Source organism: Streptomyces sp. NBC_01515, assembly GCF_045040345.1.
Lineage (GTDB): Bacteria > Actinomycetota > Actinomycetes > Streptomycetales > Streptomycetaceae > Streptomyces.
Genome location: NZ_CP109416.1, coordinates 10,611,801 through 10,634,718, shown reverse-complemented (window position 1 = coordinate 10,634,718; position 22,918 = coordinate 10,611,801). Strand labels below are relative to the sequence as shown.

Below are 22,918 nucleotides of genomic sequence, written 5' to 3'. Positions count from 1 at the left end.
CCGGCCGAGGCCGGGGGTGTCCACGAAGGAGAGCCCCGATGAGCACCATCCGGATCGCGGCCGCGGCCGCCCACTTCGGCCGCGACCTGGAGTTCGACCTGGCCCGCGTCGCCAAACTCATCGACGACGCCCGCGGCAACGGCGCCGGACTGCTGGTGCTGCCCGACGCCACGCTCGGCGGCTACCTCGCCGACCTGCGCCACCCCGACCCGCAGACACTGCCCCCGGCCCTCAAGCCGGACGACCCGCTGATCCTCCAAGTCGCCCGCCTGGCGGCCGAGATGGTGGTGTGCGTGGGCTATTGCGAGGACGGCGGGACCGAGCGTTACAACGCCGCCGTGTGCGTCAGCGGCGACGGCGTCCTCGGCCGGCACCGCAAGGTCCATCTCCCGGCCGGTGAGGTCGCCGCGTACACGGCAGGGGACCGCTTCGACGCCTTCGACACCCCGGTCGGCCGCCTCGGCATGCTCATCGACTACGACAAGACCTTCCCCGAGTCGGCCCGTTCGCTGGCCCTGGACGGCGCCGAGATCCTCGCCTGCCTCTCCGCCTGGCCCACCAGCATCACCAACCGCGCCCCCCGCATGGCCCAGGACCGCCAGGCCCGCCTCTTCGACCTGTACGACCAGTCGCGCGCCGCCGAGAACCAGGTCGTCCTGGCCTCCTCCAACCAGACCGGCGCCATGGGCGGCATGCGCTTCCTCGGCCAGGCCAAGGTGGTCGGCCCGGGCGGCGACATCCTCGCCCGCACCTGGTCCAAGGCCGGGCTCGCCGTCGCCGAGATCGACGTCGCCGCCGAGACCGACCGGGCCCGCCGCGTCCTGCGCCACCTCGACGAACGCCGCCCCGACGCCTACCGGGAGTCCCGTACGTGAAGATCGCCCTGCTCAGCTACTCCACCAAGCCGCGCGGCGGGGTCGTCCACACCCTCGCCCTCGCGGAGGCCCTCGCGGCACTGGGCGAGGACGTCACGGTGTGGACCCTGGGCCGGGGCGGCGACGCGGGCTTCTTCCGCCCGGTGAACCCGGCGGTACGGCTCCAGATCGTCCCGTTCCCCGACGGCCCGCCCACAGAGACCGTCGGCGAACGCATCCTGCGCTCCATCGCCACCCTCCGCTCCGCCTTCGACGCCACTCCCTACGACGTCGTCCACGCCCAGGACTGCATCAGCGCCAACGCGGCCGGCCCCTGCGTCCGCACGGTCCACCACCTCGACCACTTCACCACCCCCGAACTGGCCGCCTGCCACGAGCGCGCGATCGTCGAGCCGTACGCGCACATCTGCGTATCGGGAGCCGTCGCCCGGGAGTTGGCCGCCGGCTGGGACATCGAGGCGCAGGTCATCCCCAACGGCGTGGCCTACGACCGTTTCGCCGCCACCGACCCTGCCGCGCGGGCGAGTTGGCGCTCCCGCCTCGGCCCGTACGTCCTCACCGTCGGCGGCATCGAACCCCGCAAGGGCTCGCTGGACCTCCTGGAGGCCTACGCCCTGCTGCGCACCGCCCGTCCCGACGTCCGCCTGGTGATCGCGGGCGGCGAGACGCTCTTCGACTACCGCGACTACCGGGCGAGTTGGGAGGCGCGGGCGGCCGAACTCGCCGTAGAACCAGTGGTGTTGGGGCAGGTCGGAGAGGACGAGCTGCCATCGCTGGTCGCTGCGGCGGACGCGTTCGCGTTCCCGTCTCTCAAGGAGGGCTTCGGTCTCGCCGCGATGGAGGCGTTGGCGGCAGGTGTTCCGTTGGTCGTGCGGGATCTGCCCGTGCTGCGTGAGGTGTTCGGCGGAGCCGCTCAATTCGCCACCACACCACGGGACTTGGCCACCGAACTCGTATACGCCCTCGCGACGCAGGACCCGACCCGCGCCGCCGCCGGACGTGCCCTCGCCGCCCGCCACACCTGGGACGCGGCAGCGCACAGCCACCTCGACTTCTACCGCTCGCTAGGCCGTCCTACGTAGGCAGCAGGGGCACCAAGGTCGTCAGCCAGGCCATCGTGTCGTCGGGGCGGGCGAACCTGTGTGTGGTGAGCGGTGCGAAGCGGGGATCGCTGATCCGGCGTTCGATCTCGCGGCGTCGGCTCGTGTGTTGGGCCCAGGCCCACCAGACCGGGTGTTCGCGGCTCAACCAGCCTGCCCAGGTCTCCCTGTTGCCGCCGAAGATGCTTTCGCGGGTGACCGTGCGTCTCACGGAGCGGCGCAGGACGCGCGGCATGATCACGCGTCTCGCGTAGTCCAGCCAGATCACCGTGTCGGCCTTCTCCCAGAGCACATCGCGGACTTCGGGCGAGCCGATCGAGTCGATGATCCAGCGGGGTTCGGAGGTGAGGCGCAGGACGTCGGCGGTCAGGGCTTCGTTGACGGTCCAGTCGGGGCCGGTGAAGTAGAGGGCGTCCATCTCGTGGTGCGGCACTCCGAGTCGCTCGCCCACGGCCCGTGCGAGCGTCGACTTGCCCGCGCCTGTCACCCCGACCACCAAGATCCGCTCCATCCACGCACCCTAACTACGATGTGCGGTGCCCGCCGATCATTAACAGGAGCCCCGCCATGAGCAGTCCGCACCACGCCCACGCCTCCCTCGACGGGCTGGTGATGGGGGACGCCTTCGGCGACGGCTGGTTCACGCGGTCCGACGAGCCCGCCGAGGAGTTGTGGGCGGCACGGGAGCTGCGCCCCGTGCCGTGGTTGTGGACGGACGACTCGGCCATGGCGTTCGTCCTGTTCGCCCACCTGGTGGCCCATGGCGAGGTCCAACCGGACGCACTGGCACGGGAGTTCGCCGCACAGTACGAGCGGGACCCGAATCGGGGGTACGGCCCGTCCATGCACAGCGTCCTGCGCCGCATCGGCGACGGCGAGGACTGGCAGGCGGTCACCACCGGCCAGTTCGGCGGACAGGGGTCCTACGGCAACGGTGCCGCGATGCGGGTCGCGCCGCTGGGGGCCTGGTTCCGGGATGACCTGAAGGCCGCCGCCGAGCAGGCCCGGCTGTCCGCGCTGACCACCCACGCTCACCCGGAGGCCGTAGCGGGGGCAATCGCCGTGGCGGTCGCCGCCGCGCTGGCTGCCGCCGGTGCGGGTCAACTGGCCGCGCCACGCGCCGAGTTCCTGCGCGAGGTCGCCTCGCACGTGCCGGAGAGCGATGTCCGCTCCGGCCTGCTGGTCGCCGCGAACTTCTCCGGGCGGACCTCCGTGCGGCACGCGGCCTCCGTGCTGGGATCGGGGACGCTGATCTCCGCTCCGGACACCGTGCCGTTCGCCCTCTGGTCCGCCGCGGGTCAACTGGACGATCTGGCCGAGGCGTTGTGGCAGACCGTCGCCGGGTGGGGCGACCGGGACACGACCTGCGCGATCGCCGGAGGTGTCGTCGCGGCCCGCACCGGGACGGGCGGCATCCCGTCCGCGTGGCGGGAGGCGCGCGAGGCGATCCCGACGTGGAGCGGCTGGGCCGAGCAGGTCGATCCGTCCCAGTGACCCGGCGTTGACCGGTGACCTTGGAGGCCGGCAGGCGACCGGCTTTCGAAGTGCCGGTGAGGGCGTCGCCCTCGACGGTGACCGCGAAGGTCAGGTTCAGGCGCAACGGCTTGGTGACCGCCTGCTTCCAGGTGATGCGGTCGCCGTCGACGACGACGTCCCGAGGGTGTGGTGACAGGGTCCGACGAGATCCCGCCACGCGTCGCGGACGCCGGCCGGCCTCCCGAACCTACGCCCGCGTCGCTGTCGTAGGCAGGTTCGACCGGTAGCTCAACTGCCGTGAACGCACATGAGGCACGCGCGCCGGTCGGCACACGTGCCCCAGGTCGGATTCGGCCTCGCCGGCCGGATGGCAGGGGCTGACCGCCGTACGGGAATGGTCTGCCAGCCTTACGGCGAGGGGTTAGCAAGGCACAACGAGGGGTCAGAGACGCACGGCCGACGTCTGCCGGGCCACCGCGACGACACGCTCCCGCAGCAGCTCCATGCACAGCCGCATGTTCTTGTCCGCGATGACGTTGTCCGGGATGCGGCACGCGAACTGCAGGCCCTCGTGGACCCGGGTCACCCACGCGCACACCTGGTCGCCGTACGACACCCGGATCAGTCCGTACGCCTTCAGCTCCTGCCAGCGCTCCGAACCGGGCAGGGCGCGCGAGTCGACGTAGGAGACGATCGAGTACAGGTCGGGGGACGTGGGCCGGAAGTCGGCGCCCAGCAGGCGCAGGACGCGGGCGATGGGCATGCGGGCCAGCGGGCGGTTCTCGCGGAGGGTGGCGCGGACCATGCGCAGGGCGTGGTCGAAGTCCGTGGCGTGCTGCACGGGGATCTCGATCGGAGCGCCGCCCACGTACCAGCCGACCGAGTCCGCCCAGCGGGACTTGGCGCGGGTGTGGAAGGGGACGACGGTGCGGTACACGTCGAGGCCGCTGATCTCACGGGCGGCGAGGGCGACGGCCGCCAGGATGCCGACGAGGCTGCCGCCGTAGGGACGGCAGTACGCCTCGAAGGCCGCCGCGTCCGTGTCGTCGACGAGCATCTCCTGGAGGAACTTCTGGGTGGGCAGCGGTCCTTCGGGGTCGAGGCCTAGGTCGACGGGGAAGTTCGGCAGCTTGCCGTCGCAGCGGGCGATGAACTCGCGCCAGCGGGCAACGACGGTGTGCGTGTCGTCGATCTGGTCGGCGTCGGTGCGCTCTCCCGCGCAGAAGTCGATGTAGCTGGCGACGGGCGCCGACTCGACGGCTCTCCCGGCGAGGCCGGCCTCGTACAGCTCGTGGACCTCGCCCGCGATGCGGTGCAGCGAGTAGGCGTCGACGTTGCTGTGGTCGAACGCCAGGTAGACGCTCGTGCCGTCGTCGCGGACGACCGCCGCGAAGAGGAAGTTCGGCCAGGTGAGCGCGTCCGCCGTCACATCGAAACGGTCCTGCAGGTACCGGGTCAGCGTCACCGCGTCCGCGAACTCCCCCACGTCCTCGCGGTGCAGGGCAACGGCGTCGGCGTCCAGGGTGAAGCGGCGCATCTCGTCACCGGCCCACCGGAAGCCGCTGCGCAGCGTCTCGTGCCGCAGCATCCAGGAACGCAACGCGCCCTGGAGCACGTCCAGTTCGATCCGTCCCGGCATGTCGAACGCGGTGCCGAGCCAGGTCGGCACGAACAGCCCGTCCTCGCGTACCGAACGCGCCGTACGGATGTGGGACTCCTGCACGTACGCCGGTGGCCGCGCGTCGTCCGGGAGCGCCCGCGCCGCTCCTACGGCCGCCGGGTGCAGCGTCCACTCGACGAGTCGTCCGGGTCGGATCTCGCACCGCTGAAGGTCACTCATGCGCACAGGGCTCTCCGTTCGCCTGCCCACGGGAGGCCGCCGGGCACCACTGTCGATCCACGCCTCCATGCCGCTCGGGCACCGCTCACTGCATGGGAGATCAACGATCGGATATTCGGAAAGCAACGCTGTGAACCGGCTTGCTGATCAGTTCATTTCAGCCCGTGCGGTGGAGCCGCGCCGCGAGGTGGTGTTGCAGCGGTTGTCCTACGGCTTCCAGGTCGTGGGTGAAGGTGAGTGTGGCGGCGTCGGTGAGGGTGTAGCGGCGGCGGGTGGCGGTGACCTTCTTGGCGGTGGGGGTGAGGGCGACCTCGTGGGTGGCGAGGTCGACCGTGCCGTCGGCGGCGGTTCCGACGAGGATCTCGGCGATGCCGGTGGGTTGGGTGATGAGGGCCTCGATCCGGGCGTCGGGTTGCAGGCGCCACCAGCCGCTCTCGCGGGCGGCCGGGCGCAGCGGTGCGCCTTCGGCGTCGAGGATCCAGGCGCGGGCCTCGTAGCGCAGGAAGGGGCGGCCGTCGTGGCTGAAGGTGATGTCCTGGGCGTAGGTGAAGTCGCCGTCCAGGGTGGGGTATTCGCCTTCGCCTTGGCCGTGCCAGTGGCCCAGGAGGGCGAGTACGGGGGTGAGCAGGGGGTGGGGGGCGGGTTTCTCGTCCGGGTGGTGGGCGTCGGGGTACGGGTGCTTCGGTGAGGGGTTGGACACGGGTGGGCTCCTGGGATCGGTGTGGGTGTCGGGGCGCAGCCTAAGCGCTCCGCGCGAAGTACCCCGCGCGAAGAGCCCAGCGCGAAGTGCCCCGATATGCCGTCGTTCCAGTGGCGCGCCATCGTGGCTGGGCGCGCAGTTCCCCGCGCCCCTTTGGGGCGCCGCCCAAGCCGCCGACTACCAAGTTTTTGCTAACTCGCGGGAACCCCGTGAACCACCCCCCACCTGCATGAAGTCCCCTTTGCCCAGACTCACTCGTGATGGGTAATCGTGAGTTCACCGGGGTTCTCTTCCACCCCGTTCTACGCGCGTGGTGTCATGCACCTGCCCGCCACCCCCCACGTGGGCATCAACTCGACTAGGAGTCACGCATGTTGAGGACGTTCCTCGGCCGCGCGGGTGTCGCGCTGGCAGCCGGCGCCACCCTCTTCGTCACGGCTGTCCCCGCCAACGCCGCGACGTACACCGCCTTCGCCTTCTCGCAGGCCGGCACCACTCAGCCGACCATCTACGACTTCATCAACTCGGCCACCTCCTCGCTCGACATGACGATGTACGAGCTGGAGGACACCACCGCGGTCAACGACCTGATCGCACTGGAGAACAAGGGCGTCACCGTGCGGGTGGTCCTGGACCGCGCGCACCAGTCAGCCAACAGCTCGGCGTACACGGCGCTGACGAACGCCGGCGTGGGTGTGGTGTGGTCGCCGTCCAGCTTCGTCTACACGCACCAGAAGACGATCACCGTGGACGCCACCAAGTCGCTTGTCCTGACCGGCAATCTGACCTCCCAGTACTACTCGACCGGCCGCGACTACGGCGTCTTCACCGACGACACGCGTGATGTCGCCGCGATCGAGAAGGTGTTCAACGCGGACTACGCCGGCACCTCGATCACCCCGACCGACGGCGACCACCTGCTCTGGTCCCCCACCGACTCGCGCAGCCGGCTGCTCACCGTGATCAACGCGGCCACCACGACACTGGACGTCGAGGAACTGGAGTTCAGCGACAGCACGGTGGTCAACGCGATCGTGGCCAGAGCGAAGGCGGGCGTGACCGTGCGGGTGGTGCTGGAGACCCCTGGCGACTACTCCAGCGAGGTGTCCGCGATCAAGGCGGCCGGTGGCACGGTCGTCGGCTACTCGGACCCCGACGGCTTCTACATCCACGCCAAGGCGATGGTCGCCGACTACGGCCTGTCCACCCAGGAGGTGGAGGCGGGTTCGATGAATATCAGCAGCAACTCCCTCTCGAACAACCGGGAGTTGGGCATCATCCTCACCGGCACGGGAGTGGCCCAGTCCGTCGCCACCACCATCGAGACCACGTTCAAGAGCGACTACGCGGGCGGTACCGCCGCCTAGGGCTTCCGTGTGTCGTCGGTCGACTCCGGGGTCGGGGGCCTCGGAGTCTGCCGTACGGCGCGCAGGGCGAGGGCGAGTTCGGTGATGCCGCGCGGGTCGGTCAGGGAGCGGCCGGTGCGTTCGGCGATGCGGCGCAGGCGGGTGCGTACGGTGTTGGGGTGGACGTAGAGCTGTTTGGCGGCCTCCTCGGCGGAGCCGCCGCAGTCGAACCAGACGTCCAACGTGTCGAGCAGCAGGGCGCGTTCGTCGGCGGGCAGGGCCTCGATGGGGCCGAGGACCTTGGCGGCGACACGGGCCATGACGTCGGGTGCGCCGGCTGTCGCGACCGCGAGGGGTGAGTCGTCGAAGACGGTCACGGCACTGCTCTCCGCGTCGCCGCCGCGCATCGCGACCTTGGCGAAGCGCAGCGCGTCGCCCGTGCGGCACAGGTCGTCGTAGGAAGGGCTCACGCCCACGCGTCGCTCCGCCTGGTCCCGCAACACCTCGACCAGGTCGGGCAGATCGCGCGGGGTGCGCAGGTGCACGATGCCGAGCTGGAGGTCGGGGCGCAGCCGCCAGGCGGAGCGGATGCCGCGCCGGGTCAGGAGGTCCGTGATGTCCGGGAGGGCCTGTCGGCCTATCTGCGGCACCTCGGCGGCGACCACGGTGAACGGTCCGCCGCGCGGCACGCGCAGCACCTCGGCGGCGGACCACACGGCGTCGGCGTCCATGCTCCTGCCCTCCAGGAGGGCTTCCACCAGCGCCGAGCGTTCCTGCTCGCCGGCGAGCAGCCGTTGGGCCACGGCGTCGTGGTATCCGGTGACCATGGCCTCGGTGATGCCGTCCTGGATCTCCCACATGGCGGTGGCGGCCGCGACCAGAACGTCGTTGCCGACCAGGGCGGTTGTGGTGGCCTCGGCGACGACCGACTCCCAGAAGTACTTCACGCCGACGCGGTAGGCCGTCATCACGGTGGGCAGCGGCACGTTCTGCCGGGCGCGGCGGCGGCCGATGGCCGCGGCGGCCTCGGTGTCCAGCGGTACCTGTCCGGTGAGTGCCTGGAGCGCGTTGCCGACGTGGGTCCGGCAGGCCTCCTCCAGGTCCTCCTCGGGCACGGCGTCGTAGTGGTACTCCCGTGAGCCGGCGCGGATCCGCGCCGCCATCTCCTTCGCCAGCTCCCCGACGCGTTCCAGCAGCACGGTCGCCAGGGCTCGGATCTCCTTGTCGACCAATGTCTTCTCCGGCTCACCGATCACAGGGGGCTTGTTCTACCGGTCACAGGGGCTTCTTCTACCGATCAGAGGGGCTTCTTCTACGGTACCGCCGGACCCGTGGCCCGCGCCGTGGCTCCGGGTGACATCGACTCCAGGGCGGCGCGGAGCGCGGCGCGTGAGGTGATGCCGAGTTTGGGGTAGAGCCGGTGCAGGTGGGAGCCGACCGTGCGGTGGGAGAGGAACAGCCGCTCGCCGATCTGCCGGTTGGTGAGGCCCACGGCGGCCAGCTCGGCGATCTGGCGTTCCTGCACGGTCAGGGCGGCGGCCGGCGCGGCGGGCCCGCTGGGGGTGACGACGCCGGTGGCGCGCAGTTCGTTGCGGGCCCGCTGTGCCATGGCCCGCGCGCCGATCCGGTCGAAGGTTTCGAGGGCGGCGCTCAGATAGCGGCGGGCGTGGTGGTCGCGGCTGCGGCGCAGCCACTGTCCGTAGGCGAGCTGGACGCGCGCGTGCTCCCACGGCCAGCGGGCCGCGTGGGGCAGGGCGAGGGCCGCCTCGAACAGGGGCCCGGCGTCGTCCTCGTCGGCGGCGACGGCCTCGGCTCCGGCGCAGATCAGCGCGGTGCGTGAGGAGATCCGGTGGATGCCCGCCGTCCGCGCGGCGGCGACCTGCTCGCGGGCCTCGTCCGTTCGGCCGGTACGGACGGCCGCCTCGACCAGGTCCAGGACCAGCCACCGGCCCGGGATGCCGGTACTCGGTGCGCCGGAGGGATCGATCCGGCCCACTTGGACGTAGGCCTCCTCGTAGTCGCCCTGCCCCATGGCCGCGAGGTGGCGGGCCGAGCGGGCGTAGGCCTCCGTCACCTCGATGCCCCGGGGCGCGGCCCAGGTCGTGGTCTCCTCGCTGCGGGTCCGGGCGAGGTCGCCGTCGCCGCGCGCCGCCGCGCCCGTCGCGAGCAGGGCCCGGATCTGCCGTTCCCAGAAGCGGTAGCCGTGGGCCGCCGCCAGCTCCAGCCCCTCCTGTGCCAGCCGCTCGGCCTCGTCCCAGCGGCCGTGGACGTAGGAGTCGTGGCAGAGCAGCATCAGCGCGGGGACGGCCATGGCGATCGCGCCGCCGTCGCGTTCGCGTTCGATCATGCGGGAGACCAGGTACCGGTGGTCCGACAGGGCGTCCATCGCGACCGCCGCGCAGGCCAGCGGGATCAGTTCCCAGGGTGCCGCGTCGGCGGGCAGCTCCGCGAAGGCGTCGGCGAGGCCCTTGCGCAACGCGTCGGAGGCGGTGGTGGGGTGGACGTACGCCTCGTAGCAGAGTCTGATCGGGGTCATCGCGGTCGGTTCGAACCGGTCCAGCGCGGTCCTGAGGAGCCGCCACGGCTCGGGGCGGTGGGTGTGGACGCTGACGAGCAGCAGCGCGTACAGGATGCCGCAGTGTTCCCAGTCGTCGTCCGTGGCGGTGGCGGTGTTGCCGTCGAGCGCCCGGGTCAGGAGGCGGTGGGCGGCATCGATGTCACCCTCGTCGTGGGTGAGGAGCTGGGCGGTGGCGGCGAAGGCGAGTCCGGTCGGTCTGTCGGCGGCCCGTCCGGCATCGGTCAACAGCCTTGGTACGTCGTCGAGTTGGCCGGTGAAGGTCGCGAAGTAGGCGGCCTCGGTCAGTCGGCGGGACCGGTCGCCCGGGTGCGGGCTGAGTTCACCGGCCCGTACGAGCGCGCCCACGGCGGCGGACGCGGCACCCCGCCACCGGTCGCGGACGCCTGGCTCGCCGCGCCGCCAGGCGGACAGGGCCGCGTCGTCCAGCGCCCGGGCCAGCGTCTCGTCCGGTCCGGTCACGGCCTCGGCCAGGTGCCAGGCCCGGCGCTCGGGTACGTCGGTCAGGGCCGCGGCCAGGGCGAGGTGGGCGCGGCGGCGTTCGCCTGGGCACGCCAGGTGCACGATCCCGGCGCGGGTCAGCCGATGGCGGAAGATGATGCGGCCGACGCGTGCGTCGACCTGGATCAGGTCGGCGTGCCGAGCCGGGGCGAGGGCATCGAAGCCGTCGGCCTCCCCCGCGGCCCGCCGGATCACGGGCCGGCCGACCCCGGCGTCAAGTGCGGCCATGAGAAGGGCTGTTCGGGTCGGTGCGGGCAGTCCCTCGACGGCGGAGGCGAAGGCCGCCTCCAGTCGCCCGGACAGGGGCAGGAGCGCGGGGAGCGGGAGGTGGCCCGAGCGCTGCCGGGCGCTCAGCTCCTTCGGCAACTCCCGCAGCGCGAGCGGATTTCCCGCGGCCTCGGCCAGCACCCGCCGCCGTACCGACGGCCCCAGCTCGGGCCACCGGCCGTCCAGTAACTCGACCGCCTCCGGCTCGGCCAACGGCCCGATCTCCCGTACAGGCAGGTCGAGTTGGTCACAGAAGCTCTCCGCTCCGGAACGCGCGGCGGCCAGGAAGACGATCGGATGGTCGCTGATCCTGCGGACGACGAAACCCAGCGCGGTCGCACTGGCCCGGTCGATCCACGGCACATCGTCGGCGACCATCAACACGGGCCGCTCGACGGCGACTTCACCGAGCAGCGCGAGCACCGCGGTCCCGGCGGCCGACGGATCCGGCGACGGTCCGGGCGCGAGACCGAAGATCCGCTCGACGACATCACGATGGTGCCCGGCCAGCCGTTCGGCGTACCGGCGCAGCGGATAGAGGAGCTGGTGCAACGCCGAGTAGGTCATCCCCGCCTCGAACTCCACGGCGGAGGACCGCAGTACCCGCGTTCCATCCGCTACGGCCCGTGCCGCGGCGGCGTCCAGCAGTGCGGTCTTCCCCACCCCCGGGCCGCCGCGCAGCAGCAGGCCGGGGCAGTCCCCGTCCCGCCCGGCCGACAGCGCGTCCAGCAGCCGCGACTCGGCCGCGCGACCGACCAGGTCCGCTCCAGGCCGTGAGGTCACCGACTTCCCTCCGTCAAGTTGCTTGCCTAAAGAAATATATCCAGTCGGCGTGAGGGAATGCGCGTGCTCTTCCCTCCACAACAAGATCGTCGCTGATCCAGTGACAGGGGTCGATGTTCCCGGTCACAGCATTCGGAGCCGACGGCAGTGACCGCCCACACGGCCGCCTCGCCGTCGCGTCGGAACCGTCGCGCGACGACGGAGCGGGAGGCGATGTCGCGCCGTATCCACCCGTCAGAAGCAGCAGGCCGTGAGGGGTGTCCCACGACCCGCTGCCCCGGCGGTCCGGCCGGCCGTCGCACCCGCGGGTGCGTCAGAGGGCTACGGCTACTGCGCGGCCTCGGCCGCTTCGTCCGCCTCGACCCGCGCCAGCAGCGCGTCCAGCGTGGCGTACTCCGCCTCTTCCACGGCCGCGATCGCGAACTCGATCGCGTCGGCCGCGTAGTCCTCGGCGTCGTCGGCGGCGTGGCCCAGCCGCTTCGCGTCGCGTTCGGCCTTGCGGTCCTCCAGTTTGGTGCGGACCGCGCCCACGTGGTCCTGCCAGGAGGTCTGTACCTGGTTCCAGCTTCCGGTGACGTTCTCCTTGGCCCGCTGACCGCTCGACTGCAGCCGCTGCGCGCCCTGATCGGCCTTGTCCTTGGCGTCGGCCACCGCGGCGGACAGCTTCTGCCGGTCCTCCGCGACACTCGCGGCCACGGTGCGCTGGGCATCCTGGGCCTTCTGGGACAGCTCGGCGAGGCGGCCGGCGGGGCCGTCCGAAGTGGCGTTCTTCTGCGGCGTCGGGTCCGACATGGTGATCCCTTCCTTGACGGATACGTCCTGCTCGATGACGCGAGGTACCGAGGTACACGCCTCAACTGCCCGTCACTCTTCCCTCGCGCCGCCCCGGCCCGCTTGCGTCAATCGACTCAACGGACGGCGTACAGCGGCGCGGTACGGCCTTGCCCGCAGTCGTTTGACCCAAGGAACGCGCCCGGCCCGTCCCTACGCTGACGGACACCTCTCGTGAGCAGCGGATCAAGGAGTGCCCGTGCCCCCTGGAACCAATGGGTTGGACATACGACTGCCGAACGAGCAGGCCGTGCTCGCCCGTATGCGGGGAACCCAGGACCGGATCGCGGACGCGATCACCACCTTCGCCGGGACCATGCGGTTCGTGTACCTCCACGCGCTGTGGTTCGCGGTCTGGATCACCTTCAACGAGGGGCTGTTCGGCCCTTCCGCGGTCTGGGACCCGTACCCGTTCGGACTGCTCACGATGATCGTCAGCCTGGAGGCGATCTTCCTGTCGACCTTCGTGATGGTGAGCCAGAACCGCCAGGCGATCCGCGAGAAGGTCCGCGCCGACCTGGACTTCGAGACCAACATCCGCTCCGAGGTGTGGTCGGCCCACATGGGGCATGTCCTCGGGATCAGCGCCGCGCAGGTCGAGGAGGACGTCCGGACACTCCTGGCGCAGAACCGGGCGAAAATGAACGACTCCGAGCCGATACCGACCGCCCATCGGTCAATCGACTGAAGCCATGACGCAGCCCGGGCGACGACGATGATCCGCACCGGATCGACCCGTCACCGGGAGGAAGCGTCATGATCCCTCGCCACCGCCCTTTCGCCGCCTACTGGGACTGGCAGCAGCACGCCCTGTGCCGGGGCATGGACAGTTCCGTCTTCTTCTCCCCGCCCGGCGAACGCGGCACCGCGAAACGGGCGCGGGAGAAGCAGGCCCGGGCCGTCTGCGGAAGTTGCCCCGTGATCGAGGTCTGCGCCCGCATCGCGATGAACGGCCCCGAGTCCTACGGCGTGTGGGGCGGCCTGTCGGAGGGCGAACGCAGCGCGCTCCAGCGACCGCCCCGCGCGCCCAGGCGGAGGCGTACATAGCCCTGGAGCGACGCCGGATGGGCTCCGGCCCCGCCTCACCCGACCGCCGGACCGTCCTCGCCGGACGGCTTCAACAGCGGGGCCAGCTCACTGCGCGAGGTGATGCCGAGCTTGGGGAAGGCCCGGTACAGATGGGCGGCGACCGTACGGTGGGACAGGTACAGCCGCTCCGCGATCTCCCGGTTGGAGAGCCCTTCCGCGGCCAGCCGCGCGATCAACGTCTCCTGGGGCGACAGCAGTTCGGCGATGGACGGAAGCGGATTGTCGGCTCCCTGCGCCGCGTTGTGGCCCGCCCAGTCGCAGGCACCGACGAGGTCGAAGGCGGCCCGCGCCGAGAACAGCAGCGCACGGGACCGGGCGGCCTGCCGGTGGCGCCGCAGCCACTGTCCGTACGCGTGCTCCGTCCGCGCCTTGACCAGCAGCCAGCGGGAGAGGTCCTGGTCCAACGCGGCCAGGTACAGCTCCTCGGCCGCCCCATCGGGCGCCAACACGGCACGGGCATAAGGCAGTTGGACGTGCAGCAGCGGGGCCGGAGTCGCCTGTGCGGCTTCCTCCACGACCGCGAGAATACGCGCGGCTTCCTGACGGTCGGCGCCCCTGTCCACCGCCACGACGAAGGGCATCAGCGCGGCGAAGCCCTGCCGTCGCAGGCCCTCGGGCGGCCGGTCGAGAAGCGGCCGCAACTCGTCGTACGCCTCGGCGTACCGCCCCTCCCCCAGCCGCGCCAGGCCACGCGCCAGCCGTAGCGTCGGGACGAGATCGGGACGCTGCCAGGCCGCCACCGTGTCGGCCAGCTCCTGGGCCCGTACGGCCTGTCCGCGCAGGGCGGCGGCGATCGCGTCCGTGCCGGCGAGTGCCGCTACCATGGCCGGCTGCCGGGTCTCGGCCACGATCCGCCGCGCCTCTTCGGTGAGTTGAGTGGCACGCGGCCAGTCCCCGAGCAGCAGCAGGTCGGCGGCTTCGGTGAGGAGGGTGTCCGCCAGCAGGCCAAGTCGGCCCTGTTCGCGGAGGATTGGTGCCGCTCGGCCGAGCAGGTCGACCGCACGGACCGGATCACCGATCTCGTGCGCCGCCATGCCGAGCAGCCGTAGCCCGTCGGCGTCTGGGCGGCGCCACACCGTGTCGTGCGACGGCAGCCGGTCGGTCAACTCCCGGCCGTGACGCACGGGTTCGGTGAGTGCCAGGGTCGCGAGGTGGCGGGGGTCGTTGGTGAGGGTGATCCGCTCGGCGGCCTCGACTACCTCGGCCCGCGCGGCCGGATCGGCGGCGGTGCGGTGAACGTGGAGTGCCGCGCTCGACAGCAGGTCCAGGGCGAGGTCGGGGGCACACGCCGACAACTCGCCGATGTCCGGCGGCACTTGCGCCCGTGCCGGACCGGGCTGCGGCTCGGCGTCCGAGATCTCCCGCAGCCACCAGGCCTTCGCCCGGTCCGGGGCGCCGAGTTGCTGATGTTCCGCCGCCTCGATCAGTGAATGGGTCAGGCGGATACGCCCGAGGCCGTACGCGTGCTCGGCCGCGGCCAGCAGCCGGTGGCCCCGGGTGACCGAGTCCGTGGTGAGCTGCGCCGAGCGCTCAAGGGCCCAGATGGCCGCGACGACTCCGTGCCGTCGGAGCAACGAGGCGTGGACGTCGGCCAGTTCGTCCGCGAGTTCGTCGTCGGGGCCGTTGACGGACTGGGCGCGATGCCAGGTGCGCCGGTCCGGGTCGTCGGTCAACACCTGCGCCAGGGCCGCGTCGGCGGCCTGTCGGCGGGCCTGCGTCTCCGCCCCCGACACCGCGAAACGCACCACGGGATGACGGAAACGCAGGGTCGTCCTGTCGAGTCGTACGAGCGAGGCCGCGATCGCGCCGTCGAGCACGTCCACCGCGACCGCGCGCCCTGCGAGGGCGGTGGCGGCGGCCAGGATCTCCGCGAGGTCTCCGACCTGGTCGACGGCCGCGACCAGCAGGGCGTCCCGTGTCCGGTCGGGCAGTTCGCCGAGGTCGGCCGCGAACGCCGAAGCCAGGGTGGCGTTCACCGGCAGGTGGGTCCACGACCCCGGTGGCCCCAACGGGCGCCAGGCCGCGGGGAGTTCGACCAGGGCGAGCGGGTTTCCGAGCGCCTCGGCGAGGATGCGCTCGCGGACGGCGGGAGGCAGCGTGGCCGCGTGCCGGGCGAGCAGCCGTCGCGCCGAGGGCTCGTCCAGGGCCGACACGTCCAGTACGGGAACGCCCGGCAGGGGGTGTCCCGTACGGAGGGCCGCGAGGACGACGATCGGGTTGTCGTCGACCCTGCGGGCCATGAACGCCAGCACGTCCCGGGTGGACCCGTCGAGCCGCTCCACGTCGTCGGCGATCAGCACCACGGGCCGCTCGGCCGCTGCCGCCGTGAGCAGGTTCAACGCGGCGAGGGCCACCCGCAGGGTCTCCGGCGGCGATCCTGAACCGCCGTCGAACGCCGACCGCAGGATGCCGCCCTGCCCCACCGGCAGTGACTCCGACTCCGCCGTGTCGAGCACCGGCCGCAGCAGCTCGCGGAGCCCGCTGAAGGGCGTGTCGTCGGGGCCCCCGGCCACCTCCAGCAGCCGCCATCCCGCCGTCCGGGCGCGTTCCGCCGCGGCCCGCAACAACGCCGACTTGCCGACGCCCGGACCGCCCCGCAGCGCCAGCGAACCACCGGCGGCGGGCAGCCTGCCCAGCAGCTCGTGCAGGACCCTCACCTGCCGGTCGCGGCCGAGGAGCCCGGCTTCGTGCACGCGTCTCCCCGGACTTCCAGGACACTCCATGTCTTCACCAGCGGAATCGTAGGAGAACCTCCACGGCAGGGCTTCGGTCATGTGACCGCGCCCTGAACTGCAAGGCGGCGCCGCCCGGCCCGTCCAGCGTACGACTCCCTGGTACACCGACTCGTCACACGTAGCCCCGCCGCTGCACGAAGTTCAGGGCCAGGGCACCCAGCGGGACGTTCAGCCAGAACGTCAGCAGCCGGTAGACGAGCACCGCCGACGTGGCCGCCCCCGCCGCCACACCGAGCGTCGTCAGACCGGCGATGAGTCCGGCCTCCAGCGCTCCCAGCCCGCCCGGTACCGGAGCAGCGTTCGCGATCAGCCGGGCCGCCATGTACGCGGCGCCGACCTGGATGAAGGGCAGGTCGGCGCCCAGCGCGTGAAGGCTCATCGCCAGGCCGACGACCTGGATGAGGGGCAGGCCCAGCGCGCCGGCGACACCCACGACGACCTTGGCCGGTTCGGTGGCGAGCCCGGCGACGGTCGATCCGGCCGCGCGCAGGAACGGCCACACCTTGTCGTGCAGGAAGCGGCGGCCGGGCGGGGTGAAGCCGAGCAGACCCCCTGCGGCGAGCACCAGGGCGACGGCCCACAGCGCATACCGCCCGGCGGACAGGTCGAGATGCACTCCGGCGTGACCTCGTCCCGCCCAGGCGAAGAACACGGCGGCGACAACGGTGTTGGAGAGCGCGCCGGCCAGGCTCTGCAGCCCGACGGAGGCTGTGGCGGCCCCGGTCTCGATCCCCGTCTTCTGCAGATAGCGCAGGTTGAGCGCCATGCCGCCCACATTGCTGGGGGTGATCCGGTTGAGGAACGAACTGGCGAACTGCACCTGGTAGGTGGGGCCGAACGGCAACCGGTCCGGGATGGTGCCCTGTTGCAGCCAGGTCGAGAACGCCTGCGAGAGGAAGGTGATGGGCAACACCGCGAGCACCCACCACCAGTTCGCGTCCCGCAGCGCGTCGAGGGCCGCCGGCGCGTTGGCCAACTGCGGGAGCACCAGGTGCAGTACGAGGAACCCGCCCGCCAGTCCCAGGGCGCTCCTCCACGTGAACCGCGCCAGATGCGCGAGCGGAACTGCCGTAGCACCACTGGCGGTTGAGACCTCGGCGGCGAGATCACGCAGCAGACTGGGCCGGCCACCGGCACGCAGCGTCCGCCGTCCGGCCTTCTCCCTGGCCGCCCGTGCGCGGGCCTGGTCGTAGCGGGCGACCGCGTGCCGCGCGGGTCCCATCAGCGCGAGCGGCTGGAGATACGGCAGCGCGGTGGCGAGCAGTTCGGGACCCAGTCCGGCCAGCGCGCAGGCGGTGGCACGCGCGGGGCCGACCCGTACGGCGGTCGTGGCCAGCAGTTCGGCGAGGTCGCCGCCGAGCATGTCGGGCGGGGCGTTGAGCCGGCCGCGCGCGAACGCGGAGAGCCGGCTCGCACCGCCCGGTTCGACACGGATGTGCTCGGGGCGCAACTCCCCGTGTCCCAGCCGGTGTTCCTGGAACCGGGCCACGGAGGTCCACACCCCGACGAGGAGCGGATCGGTCAACTCCTCGTCCGGCACGGCGGACAGCGCGCGGGAGTCCCGCTCGACCGTGGCCACGAGCGCGCCGCCCCCGGTCACCGGGTACGCCATCACCGGTTCGTCCACCCGGGCGCCGGTGCGGGCCGCGAAGACGAGCATCAGCAGCTCGTGCTCGGCGGCTCCGAGCGGCAACTGGGCGGTGGCGTCGGCAGGATGGCGCAGCAGCGTCCGCCGGGCGAGCCGGTGGAAGAGGTCACGGTTGTGGTCCTCGGCGGCGAGCACCCGCACCGACAACCGCGAACCGGCCGTGGTCACGGCGCGGTAGACGGTCCCCTCTCCCAAGTTCTGTTCATCCGGCGGCAGTTCACTCAGCCCGGCGACCGAGATCCCGGAGTCGGCGAGGGCGTCGGCGACCGCCTGAATCGCCGGACGGTCGGCGGGAGCCCCGGCCAGCAGCAGGACGGCCGACCCGGCCGCGCCGCCCACGGCGAGCGCGGCGAAGGCGTCCAGCGGAACGATCGCCGCGGCTGCGACACTGAGCGCGCCGCAGCCGACGGCCAGGAACCACAGCGCCCGCCGCTGACGCGCGCCCAGCCACGGCCCCGCCGCGACGACCGCCGCCGCGCAGGCCGCCAGGTACACGGCCGACGGCCAGCCCGCCTGTACCAGGCCGTCCCGGCCGTCCAGCACCTCCGGCCACGCGTCCGGTCTCCCCCGCGCCAGCGCCAGATGCGTGAGCGACCACGCGCCCAGCACACCCAGCGCCGCCGCGGGCAGAACCCGTAGAACAGGCTCGGCGCGCCGCCGTACGCACCACACCACCAGGGCGACGACCGGTGCGAGGAGGGCGACGGCCTGGACCGTTCCGACGAGGGCGTCCCGCAGGGCCGGGGGCAGGGTGGTCGCCGTGGTGAGGAGGCCCTGCTGGGCCGCGCGGACGAAGTCGCGGGTCGCGACGGCCAGGAGCACCGTCACGACGAGCACGGCCAGGGACAGCACCAGACGCCAGAGATCGACCGCCCGCCGGACGGTCCGTCGCGGCGGATCCTCGATCACCGGAGCCGAGGTCGGCGGGCTGTCACGGCCGTCGATCCCACTGATCACGTCGGCTCCTTGTCGACTGGCCGAAAGGCGGGAGGCCCGATGCTCGCGCCCCAACTCGCCGCGCGCATCGGTCAGATGGCTGCACGGGTTTCTGCGACGACGGTAAGGGAGTAAGGAAGTAGCGGATGCAGTCGTATGACAGATCGCGGCGGGGAGGCGCGACTCTAGCCTTCCTGGCGAACCCCGGCCTCGGGCGAAGAACGAGGCGACATCCTCGTATGTGGAAGGTGACCATGTTCACTTCACCCAACGTGCTCCTCTGGCGCGGCCTGCTCGCCGTCGCCCTTGGCGCGGTCTCCGTCGCCTGGCCCGGCATCACCATCAACGCCTTCGTCATCCTCTTCGCCGTCTACGCGTTCCTGACCGCGGCGACGGACAGCGCCCGCGCCTTCGCGAGCGACAGAGTGGGGCCGGTCTTCGGCTGGCTGCTGCTCGCCGGGCTCTCGTTGGCGGCCGGCATCGTCGCGCTGGCATGGCCCGGCATCACGGCGCTCGCGCTCACCATCTGGATCGCCGCGTGGGCACTGACCACCGGTGCCATGGAGATAGCCCTGGCCTTCCAGCGCGACGAGACGGCGGGCGAGCGCACCCTGTACCTCCTGACCGGCGCGGTGTCGCTCGTCTTCGCGTTCTCCCTGTTCGTCCGCCCGGACATCGGCGCGGTCTCCCTCGCCACCGTCTTCGGCCTGTTCAGCCTCGTCTACGGCGTCTCGGCGGTCTTCGCCTCGTTCGAGGAGCGGCGCCGCCAGCACAAGGCGAGCCAGCGCGAGCCGGTCCGCGCCTGACACTCCGGCGACGGACAGCCGCGTGGCGCCGACCAGCCCGGTGGAAACGGCGCCACGCGGCACCCGGCGGGAAGGGACCGATCGTCCTACGGTCCCTTCCCTTCCACCCCTTCCCCTCCGCCCCTCTCCTTCTGTCTATTTCCTCCTGTCTATTTCCTTGCTTGACAAAGCATATATTGAGCCCGGCATACTCGACGGTGATCGATCCAGCGGTTCGCACGACGGAGGCCCGCATGAACCTCGGCATCGCCATCGCGGATTTCACCCGGCCCGGCGGCCCGGCCGGCATCGCCCGCCACGTGGGCCAACTCGCCCGCACGGCGGAGGAGTTCGGCTTCACCCGTATCGCCGTCATGGATCACCTCTTCCAGATCGGCATCGTGGGCGCCTCCGAGCGGGAGATGCTGGAGGCGTACACCACGCTGGGCTACCTGGCCGCGTCCACCGAACGCGCCGAACTCCTCGCCCTGGTGACCTCGGTCGGCTACCGCGAACCCGGCCTGCTGGCCAAGATGGTCACCACCCTCGACGTCCTCTCCGAGGGCCGCGCCGCCCTGGGCATCGGCGTCGGCGCCGGCTTCAACCTCGCCGAGGCGCGGGGGCTCGGTCTGCCCTTCCCGCCGGTCGCGGAGCGGTTCGAGCGGCTGGAGGAGACCCTGCGGATCTGTCTCCAGATGTGGAGCGAGGACGAGAAACCCTTCGAGGGCCGGTACTACCGACTGGAGCGCACCCTCAACTCCCCCGGTTCCGTGCGGCGTCCGCACCCGCCGATCCTGATCGGCGGCTCCGGCGAGCGGAAGACACTCCGGCTCGTCGCGGAGTACGCGGACGCCTGCAACCTCTTCCACGGACCCGACCTCCAGCACAAACTCGACGTCCTCCGCAGGCACTGCGACGACGTCGGGCGCGACTACGACGAGATCGAGAAGACGGTCCTGCTCCCGCTCGACCCCGGCACGCGCGGCGAGAACATCCCCGCCCTGCTCACAGAGTTGCGCCGACTGGAACACCTCGGCTTCGACCACGTCATCGGACCGATCCGGGGAGCCGATCAGCTTGCCGCGCTGCGACTGTTGGGCGAGCGGGTCGTACCGGAAGTCCTGAACGCCTGACCGCCTGACCGCCTGAACAGCTGGCCCGCCACGCGGCAGAGTCACCCCATGCGGTGCACATTTTAGTTGCTTGCGAAAGCATATAGATACGAGGAGATGGACATGAGGACTACGAGCGAACACCCCGGGCAGGGAGCCGACGATGACGCGGACGTCGTGGACATCGTGATCGTCGGTGGAGGTTCCGCCGGTGCCGTACTCGCCGCGCGGCTCAGTGCGGATCCGCGGCGCACGGTCCTGTTGATCGAGGCGGGCCCGGACTACCCCCAAGACCGCGTTCCCGAGGGCCTGTTGACCCCGCACGTCCTGGCCGACCCGGACCACGACTGGGGCTACACCGCACGTGCCACTGACCTCGCCCCGAGTATTGCCGCGCCGCGCGGCCGGACCATGGGCGGCAGTTCGGCGGTGAACGCGGGGGTGGCGATCCGGGCGCGTGCGGCGGATTTCGCGGCCTGGGGCGAGCGGTACGGGATCAAGGGCTGGTCGTACGACGAAGTCCTGCCGACGTTCCGGGAGATGGAGAACACGCCCACCGGGGACGACACTTACCACGGCCGCACCGGACCCTTCCCCGTCCGGCAGTGGACGTACGACCAACTCACGTCCTCGCTGCGGGCGTTCGTGGACAGCGCGGCGGGTCTGGGGTTCCGGCGCAACGACGACTTCAACGGCGCCCGGCAGGACGGTACCGGTGGCTACCCGGTGAACATCGTCGACGGGGTGCGCCAGAACTCCGCGCTGGTGTACCTGACACCGCGGGTGCGGAGCCGCCCCAACCTGACGGTGCTGAGTGACGTCACGGTCGACAGGGTGATCGTCGAGGACGGTGTGGCGCGGGGTGTAGTGAGCGCGTCGGGAACGGTCTTCCGCGCGGGTGAAGTGGTGCTCTCCGCGGGGAGTTACGGCAGCCCGGCCATCCTGCTGCGCTCCGGTGTCGGTCCGGCCGGGGATCTGCGGACGCTCGGTATCGACGTGGTCGCCGATCTCCCGGTCGGCCGCCGGTTGCAGGATCACCCCTTCTTCCACGCGCTGTTCGCCCTCGCGCCCGAGCACCAGACCCTGACGTCGGCCTTCGCGGCGCATCTGTGGCTGGCCTCGCCCGAGGCGCGGGCCGGCGAGCTGGACCTCGGCATCGTCGCGACCCACCTCCCGGACGGCTCCTTCAGCCCGACCGGCGGGGCGATCCTGCTGGCCACGGCCGTGACCCGCCCCGAGTCGCGCGGTTCGGTACGGCTGGCCAGCCGCGATCCCCTCGACGCCCCGGTGATCGACAACAACTACCTGGCGACGCCGAGGGACCGCAGCCGCATGCTGGAGGGCGTGCGGCTCGTACGGCGGCTGGCGAGCACTTCGCCGTTCGCGGGTGCGGTGGCGGCCGAGCTCGTTCCGGGTGAACTGGTGGGCGACGACGCCGAGTTGGAGGCGGCGATCGCGGCCGGAATCTCGACCTACGGCCACCCGACCTCGACCACGCCGATGGGCGGGCCCGGGGACGAGTGGGCCGTCGTCGACGAGTCGGGCGCGGTGCACGGACTGACCGGGCTGCGGGTGGTCGACGCCTCGATCATGCCGGAGGTCCCGTCGACCGTGACCAACGCGACGACCATCATGATCGCGGAGCACATCTCCCGGCGCGTGTACGGGAGTTGACGCCGCTCGGCGACGCGTCACACGGAAGGTCCCGGACACGAGGAGTGTGTCCGGGACCTTCCATGCTCGGTACTCCGGGACCTTCCATGCTCGGTAGGACGACGCCTGCGCCCGACCTCAGTCGAACTTCCCGACCACCGTCTCGAACTGCCGCACCATGGCTGCCAGCGACCGGCCGTCGAGATGGTCCATCACGCGCTTGCGGGCACTCGCGAGGTGTATCGGATAGGCCGCCTGAAGCCGCTTCAGCCCTTCCGGGGTGAGGGTCGCGACATTCCCGCGCGCGTCTCCCTCGTAGCGCCGTTTCACGACCTGGCCGCGGCTCTGCAGCGCGTCCACGACGCGGGTGATCCGGCTCGCCGACAGCGCGGTCGCCGCGGCGAGATCCGCCATGCGGAGTTCGTGGTTCTCGGCCTCGGACAGGCTCATCAGGACGACGTACTCGGTGAGCGTCAGCCCCGTCGCCCGCAGCAGATCGTCGTCCAGCGAACGTGGCAACGCGACGATGACCCGCATCAGGGCACGCCAGAAACGCTCTTCCTGTGCGGTCAGGGGATCCTCGGCGGCGGTCATCCGTGCAGATTAGCGTGCTCAAGCAAAGAACCTCAAGCAAAGAGCCGTGAGCCCTGGCATCCCGCGGGCGCC

The 22,918-nt window shown here is 71.6% G+C and carries 18 protein-coding genes; 9 read left to right on the top strand and 9 right to left on the bottom strand.

Features of this window, described 5'->3' with window-relative positions; translation table 11 throughout:
- Positions 1 to 38 precede the first annotated feature (38 nt).
- Positions 39 to 875, top strand: a complete 837-nt coding sequence (locus OG407_RS46995; protein WP_266879008.1) for a carbon-nitrogen hydrolase family protein — start codon at positions 39 to 41, stop codon at positions 873 to 875.
- On the top strand, positions 872 to 1,957 hold the full coding sequence (locus OG407_RS46990; protein ID WP_405867254.1) for an MSMEG_0565 family glycosyltransferase: 1,086 nt from the start codon (positions 872 to 874) through the stop codon (positions 1,955 to 1,957). The genes OG407_RS46995 and OG407_RS46990 overlap by 4 nt, the downstream gene beginning before the upstream one ends.
- Here the strand turns inward: OG407_RS46990 and OG407_RS46985 are convergent.
- Complete coding sequence (locus OG407_RS46985) at positions 1,950 to 2,486, bottom strand: AAA family ATPase (protein ID WP_329347963.1); 537 nt, start codon at positions 2,484 to 2,486, stop codon at positions 1,950 to 1,952. The two genes, OG407_RS46990 and OG407_RS46985, sit on opposite strands and share 8 nt — an antisense overlap.
- A 56-nt stretch (positions 2,487 to 2,542) precedes the next feature.
- On the opposite strand from OG407_RS46985, the gene OG407_RS46980 reads away from it, so the two are divergent.
- A complete protein-coding gene (locus OG407_RS46980; protein ID WP_329347964.1) occupies positions 2,543 to 3,469 on the top strand; it encodes an ADP-ribosylglycohydrolase family protein in 927 nt (308 codons plus the stop codon).
- Positions 3,470 to 3,893: 424 nt separating this feature from the next.
- Here OG407_RS46980 and OG407_RS46975 read toward each other — a convergent pair whose 3' ends face one another.
- Both OG407_RS46975 and OG407_RS46970 read right to left on the bottom strand, forming a co-directional pair.
- Entirely contained in the window at positions 3,894 to 5,291 is a 1,398-nt protein-coding gene (locus OG407_RS46975) for a condensation domain-containing protein (RefSeq protein ID WP_329347965.1), read from the bottom strand.
- A 157-nt stretch (positions 5,292 to 5,448) separates the two neighbouring features.
- Positions 5,449 to 5,991 (bottom strand): FABP family protein, encoded by a 543-nt coding sequence (locus tag OG407_RS46970; RefSeq protein ID WP_405867251.1) that lies wholly within the window; start codon positions 5,989 to 5,991, stop codon positions 5,449 to 5,451.
- Positions 5,992 to 6,362: 371 nt separating this feature from the next.
- Here OG407_RS46970 and OG407_RS46965 point away from each other — a divergent pair, with 371 nt between their 5' ends.
- Complete coding sequence (locus OG407_RS46965; protein ID WP_329347967.1) at positions 6,363 to 7,358, top strand: phospholipase D-like domain-containing protein; 996 nt, start codon at positions 6,363 to 6,365, stop codon at positions 7,356 to 7,358.
- Here OG407_RS46965 and OG407_RS46960 read toward each other — a convergent pair.
- From OG407_RS46960 to OG407_RS46950, 3 genes are all read right to left on the bottom strand, one after another.
- Positions 7,355 to 8,593 (bottom strand): PucR family transcriptional regulator, encoded by a 1,239-nt coding sequence (locus tag OG407_RS46960; RefSeq protein ID WP_405867249.1) that lies wholly within the window; start codon positions 8,591 to 8,593, stop codon positions 7,355 to 7,357. The two genes, OG407_RS46965 and OG407_RS46960, sit on opposite strands and share 4 nt — an antisense overlap.
- 56 nt (positions 8,594 to 8,649) lie before the next feature.
- Positions 8,650 to 11,463: an AAA family ATPase gene (locus OG407_RS46955; protein WP_405867247.1), complete on the bottom strand. Its 2,814-nt coding sequence runs from the start codon at positions 11,461 to 11,463 to the stop codon at positions 8,650 to 8,652.
- Between the two features lie 327 nt (positions 11,464 to 11,790).
- Entirely contained in the window at positions 11,791 to 12,255 is a 465-nt protein-coding gene (locus OG407_RS46950; protein WP_329347970.1) for a hypothetical protein, read from the bottom strand.
- 259 nt (positions 12,256 to 12,514) lie between these two features.
- On the opposite strand from OG407_RS46950, the gene OG407_RS46945 reads away from it, so the two are divergent.
- On the top strand, positions 12,515 to 12,982 hold the full coding sequence (locus tag OG407_RS46945) for a DUF1003 domain-containing protein (RefSeq protein ID WP_405868948.1): 468 nt from the start codon (positions 12,515 to 12,517) through the stop codon (positions 12,980 to 12,982).
- A gap of 68 nt (positions 12,983 to 13,050) precedes the next feature.
- Positions 13,051 to 13,341, top strand: a complete 291-nt coding sequence (locus OG407_RS46940; protein WP_405867245.1) for a WhiB family transcriptional regulator — start codon at positions 13,051 to 13,053, stop codon at positions 13,339 to 13,341.
- 35 nt (positions 13,342 to 13,376) lie between these two features.
- Here OG407_RS46940 and OG407_RS46935 read toward each other — a convergent pair whose 3' ends face one another.
- Together OG407_RS46935 and OG407_RS46930 are read right to left on the bottom strand one after the other, a co-directional pair.
- Complete coding sequence (locus OG407_RS46935) at positions 13,377 to 16,076, bottom strand: AAA family ATPase (RefSeq protein ID WP_405867243.1); 2,700 nt, start codon at positions 16,074 to 16,076, stop codon at positions 13,377 to 13,379.
- 154 nt (positions 16,077 to 16,230) lie between these two features.
- Positions 16,231 to 18,723, bottom strand: coding sequence for a YbhN family protein (locus tag OG407_RS46930; protein WP_405867241.1), 2,493 nt, complete (start codon positions 18,721 to 18,723; stop codon positions 16,231 to 16,233).
- Positions 18,724 to 18,956: 233 nt separating this feature from the next.
- Here OG407_RS46930 and OG407_RS46925 point away from each other — a divergent pair, with 233 nt between their 5' ends.
- The 3 genes from OG407_RS46925 (at position 18,957) to OG407_RS46915 (ending at position 22,273) form a co-directional block, all read left to right on the top strand.
- Positions 18,957 to 19,508, top strand: coding sequence for a DUF308 domain-containing protein (locus OG407_RS46925; protein WP_329347974.1), 552 nt, complete (start codon positions 18,957 to 18,959; stop codon positions 19,506 to 19,508).
- Positions 19,509 to 19,741: 233 nt separating this feature from the next.
- Entirely contained in the window at positions 19,742 to 20,620 is an 879-nt protein-coding gene (locus OG407_RS46920; RefSeq protein ID WP_405867239.1) for an LLM class F420-dependent oxidoreductase, read from the top strand.
- Between the two features lie 102 nt (positions 20,621 to 20,722).
- The gene (locus OG407_RS46915; RefSeq protein WP_405867237.1) at positions 20,723 to 22,273 is read left to right on the top strand and encodes a GMC family oxidoreductase; all 1,551 of its coding nucleotides are present in this window, start codon (positions 20,723 to 20,725) and stop codon (positions 22,271 to 22,273) included.
- Positions 22,274 to 22,390: 117 nt separating this feature from the next.
- Here the strand turns inward: OG407_RS46915 and OG407_RS46910 are convergent, their stop codons facing one another.
- Positions 22,391 to 22,846: a MarR family transcriptional regulator gene (locus OG407_RS46910; protein ID WP_329347977.1), complete on the bottom strand. Its 456-nt coding sequence runs from the start codon at positions 22,844 to 22,846 to the stop codon at positions 22,391 to 22,393.
- Between the last annotated feature and the right edge of the window lie 72 nt (positions 22,847 to 22,918).

Bases quoted from the DNA above. Each gene is read 5' to 3' on its own strand.
- OG407_RS46995 (WP_266879008.1), top strand. From the start codon at position 39: ATGAGCACCATCCGGATCGCGGCCGCGGCCGCCCACTTCGGCCGCGAC.
- OG407_RS46985 (WP_329347963.1), bottom strand. From the start codon at position 2,486: ATGGAGCGGATCTTGGTGGTCGGGGTGACAGGCGCGGGCAAGTCGACG.
- OG407_RS46980 (WP_329347964.1), top strand. From the start codon at position 2,543: ATGAGCAGTCCGCACCACGCCCACGCCTCCCTCGACGGGCTGGTGATG.
- OG407_RS46975 (WP_329347965.1), bottom strand. From the start codon at position 5,291: ATGAGTGACCTTCAGCGGTGCGAGATCCGACCCGGACGACTCGTCGAG.
- OG407_RS46965 (WP_329347967.1), top strand. From the start codon at position 6,363: ATGTTGAGGACGTTCCTCGGCCGCGCGGGTGTCGCGCTGGCAGCCGGC.
- OG407_RS46950 (WP_329347970.1), bottom strand. From the start codon at position 12,255: ATGTCGGACCCGACGCCGCAGAAGAACGCCACTTCGGACGGCCCCGCC.
- OG407_RS46940 (WP_405867245.1), top strand. From the start codon at position 13,051: ATGATCCCTCGCCACCGCCCTTTCGCCGCCTACTGGGACTGGCAGCAG.
- OG407_RS46925 (WP_329347974.1), top strand. From the start codon at position 18,957: ATGTTCACTTCACCCAACGTGCTCCTCTGGCGCGGCCTGCTCGCCGTC.
- OG407_RS46920 (WP_405867239.1), top strand. From the start codon at position 19,742: ATGAACCTCGGCATCGCCATCGCGGATTTCACCCGGCCCGGCGGCCCG.
- OG407_RS46915 (WP_405867237.1), top strand. From the start codon at position 20,723: ATGAGGACTACGAGCGAACACCCCGGGCAGGGAGCCGACGATGACGCG.
- OG407_RS46910 (WP_329347977.1), bottom strand. From the start codon at position 22,846: ATGACCGCCGCCGAGGATCCCCTGACCGCACAGGAAGAGCGTTTCTGG.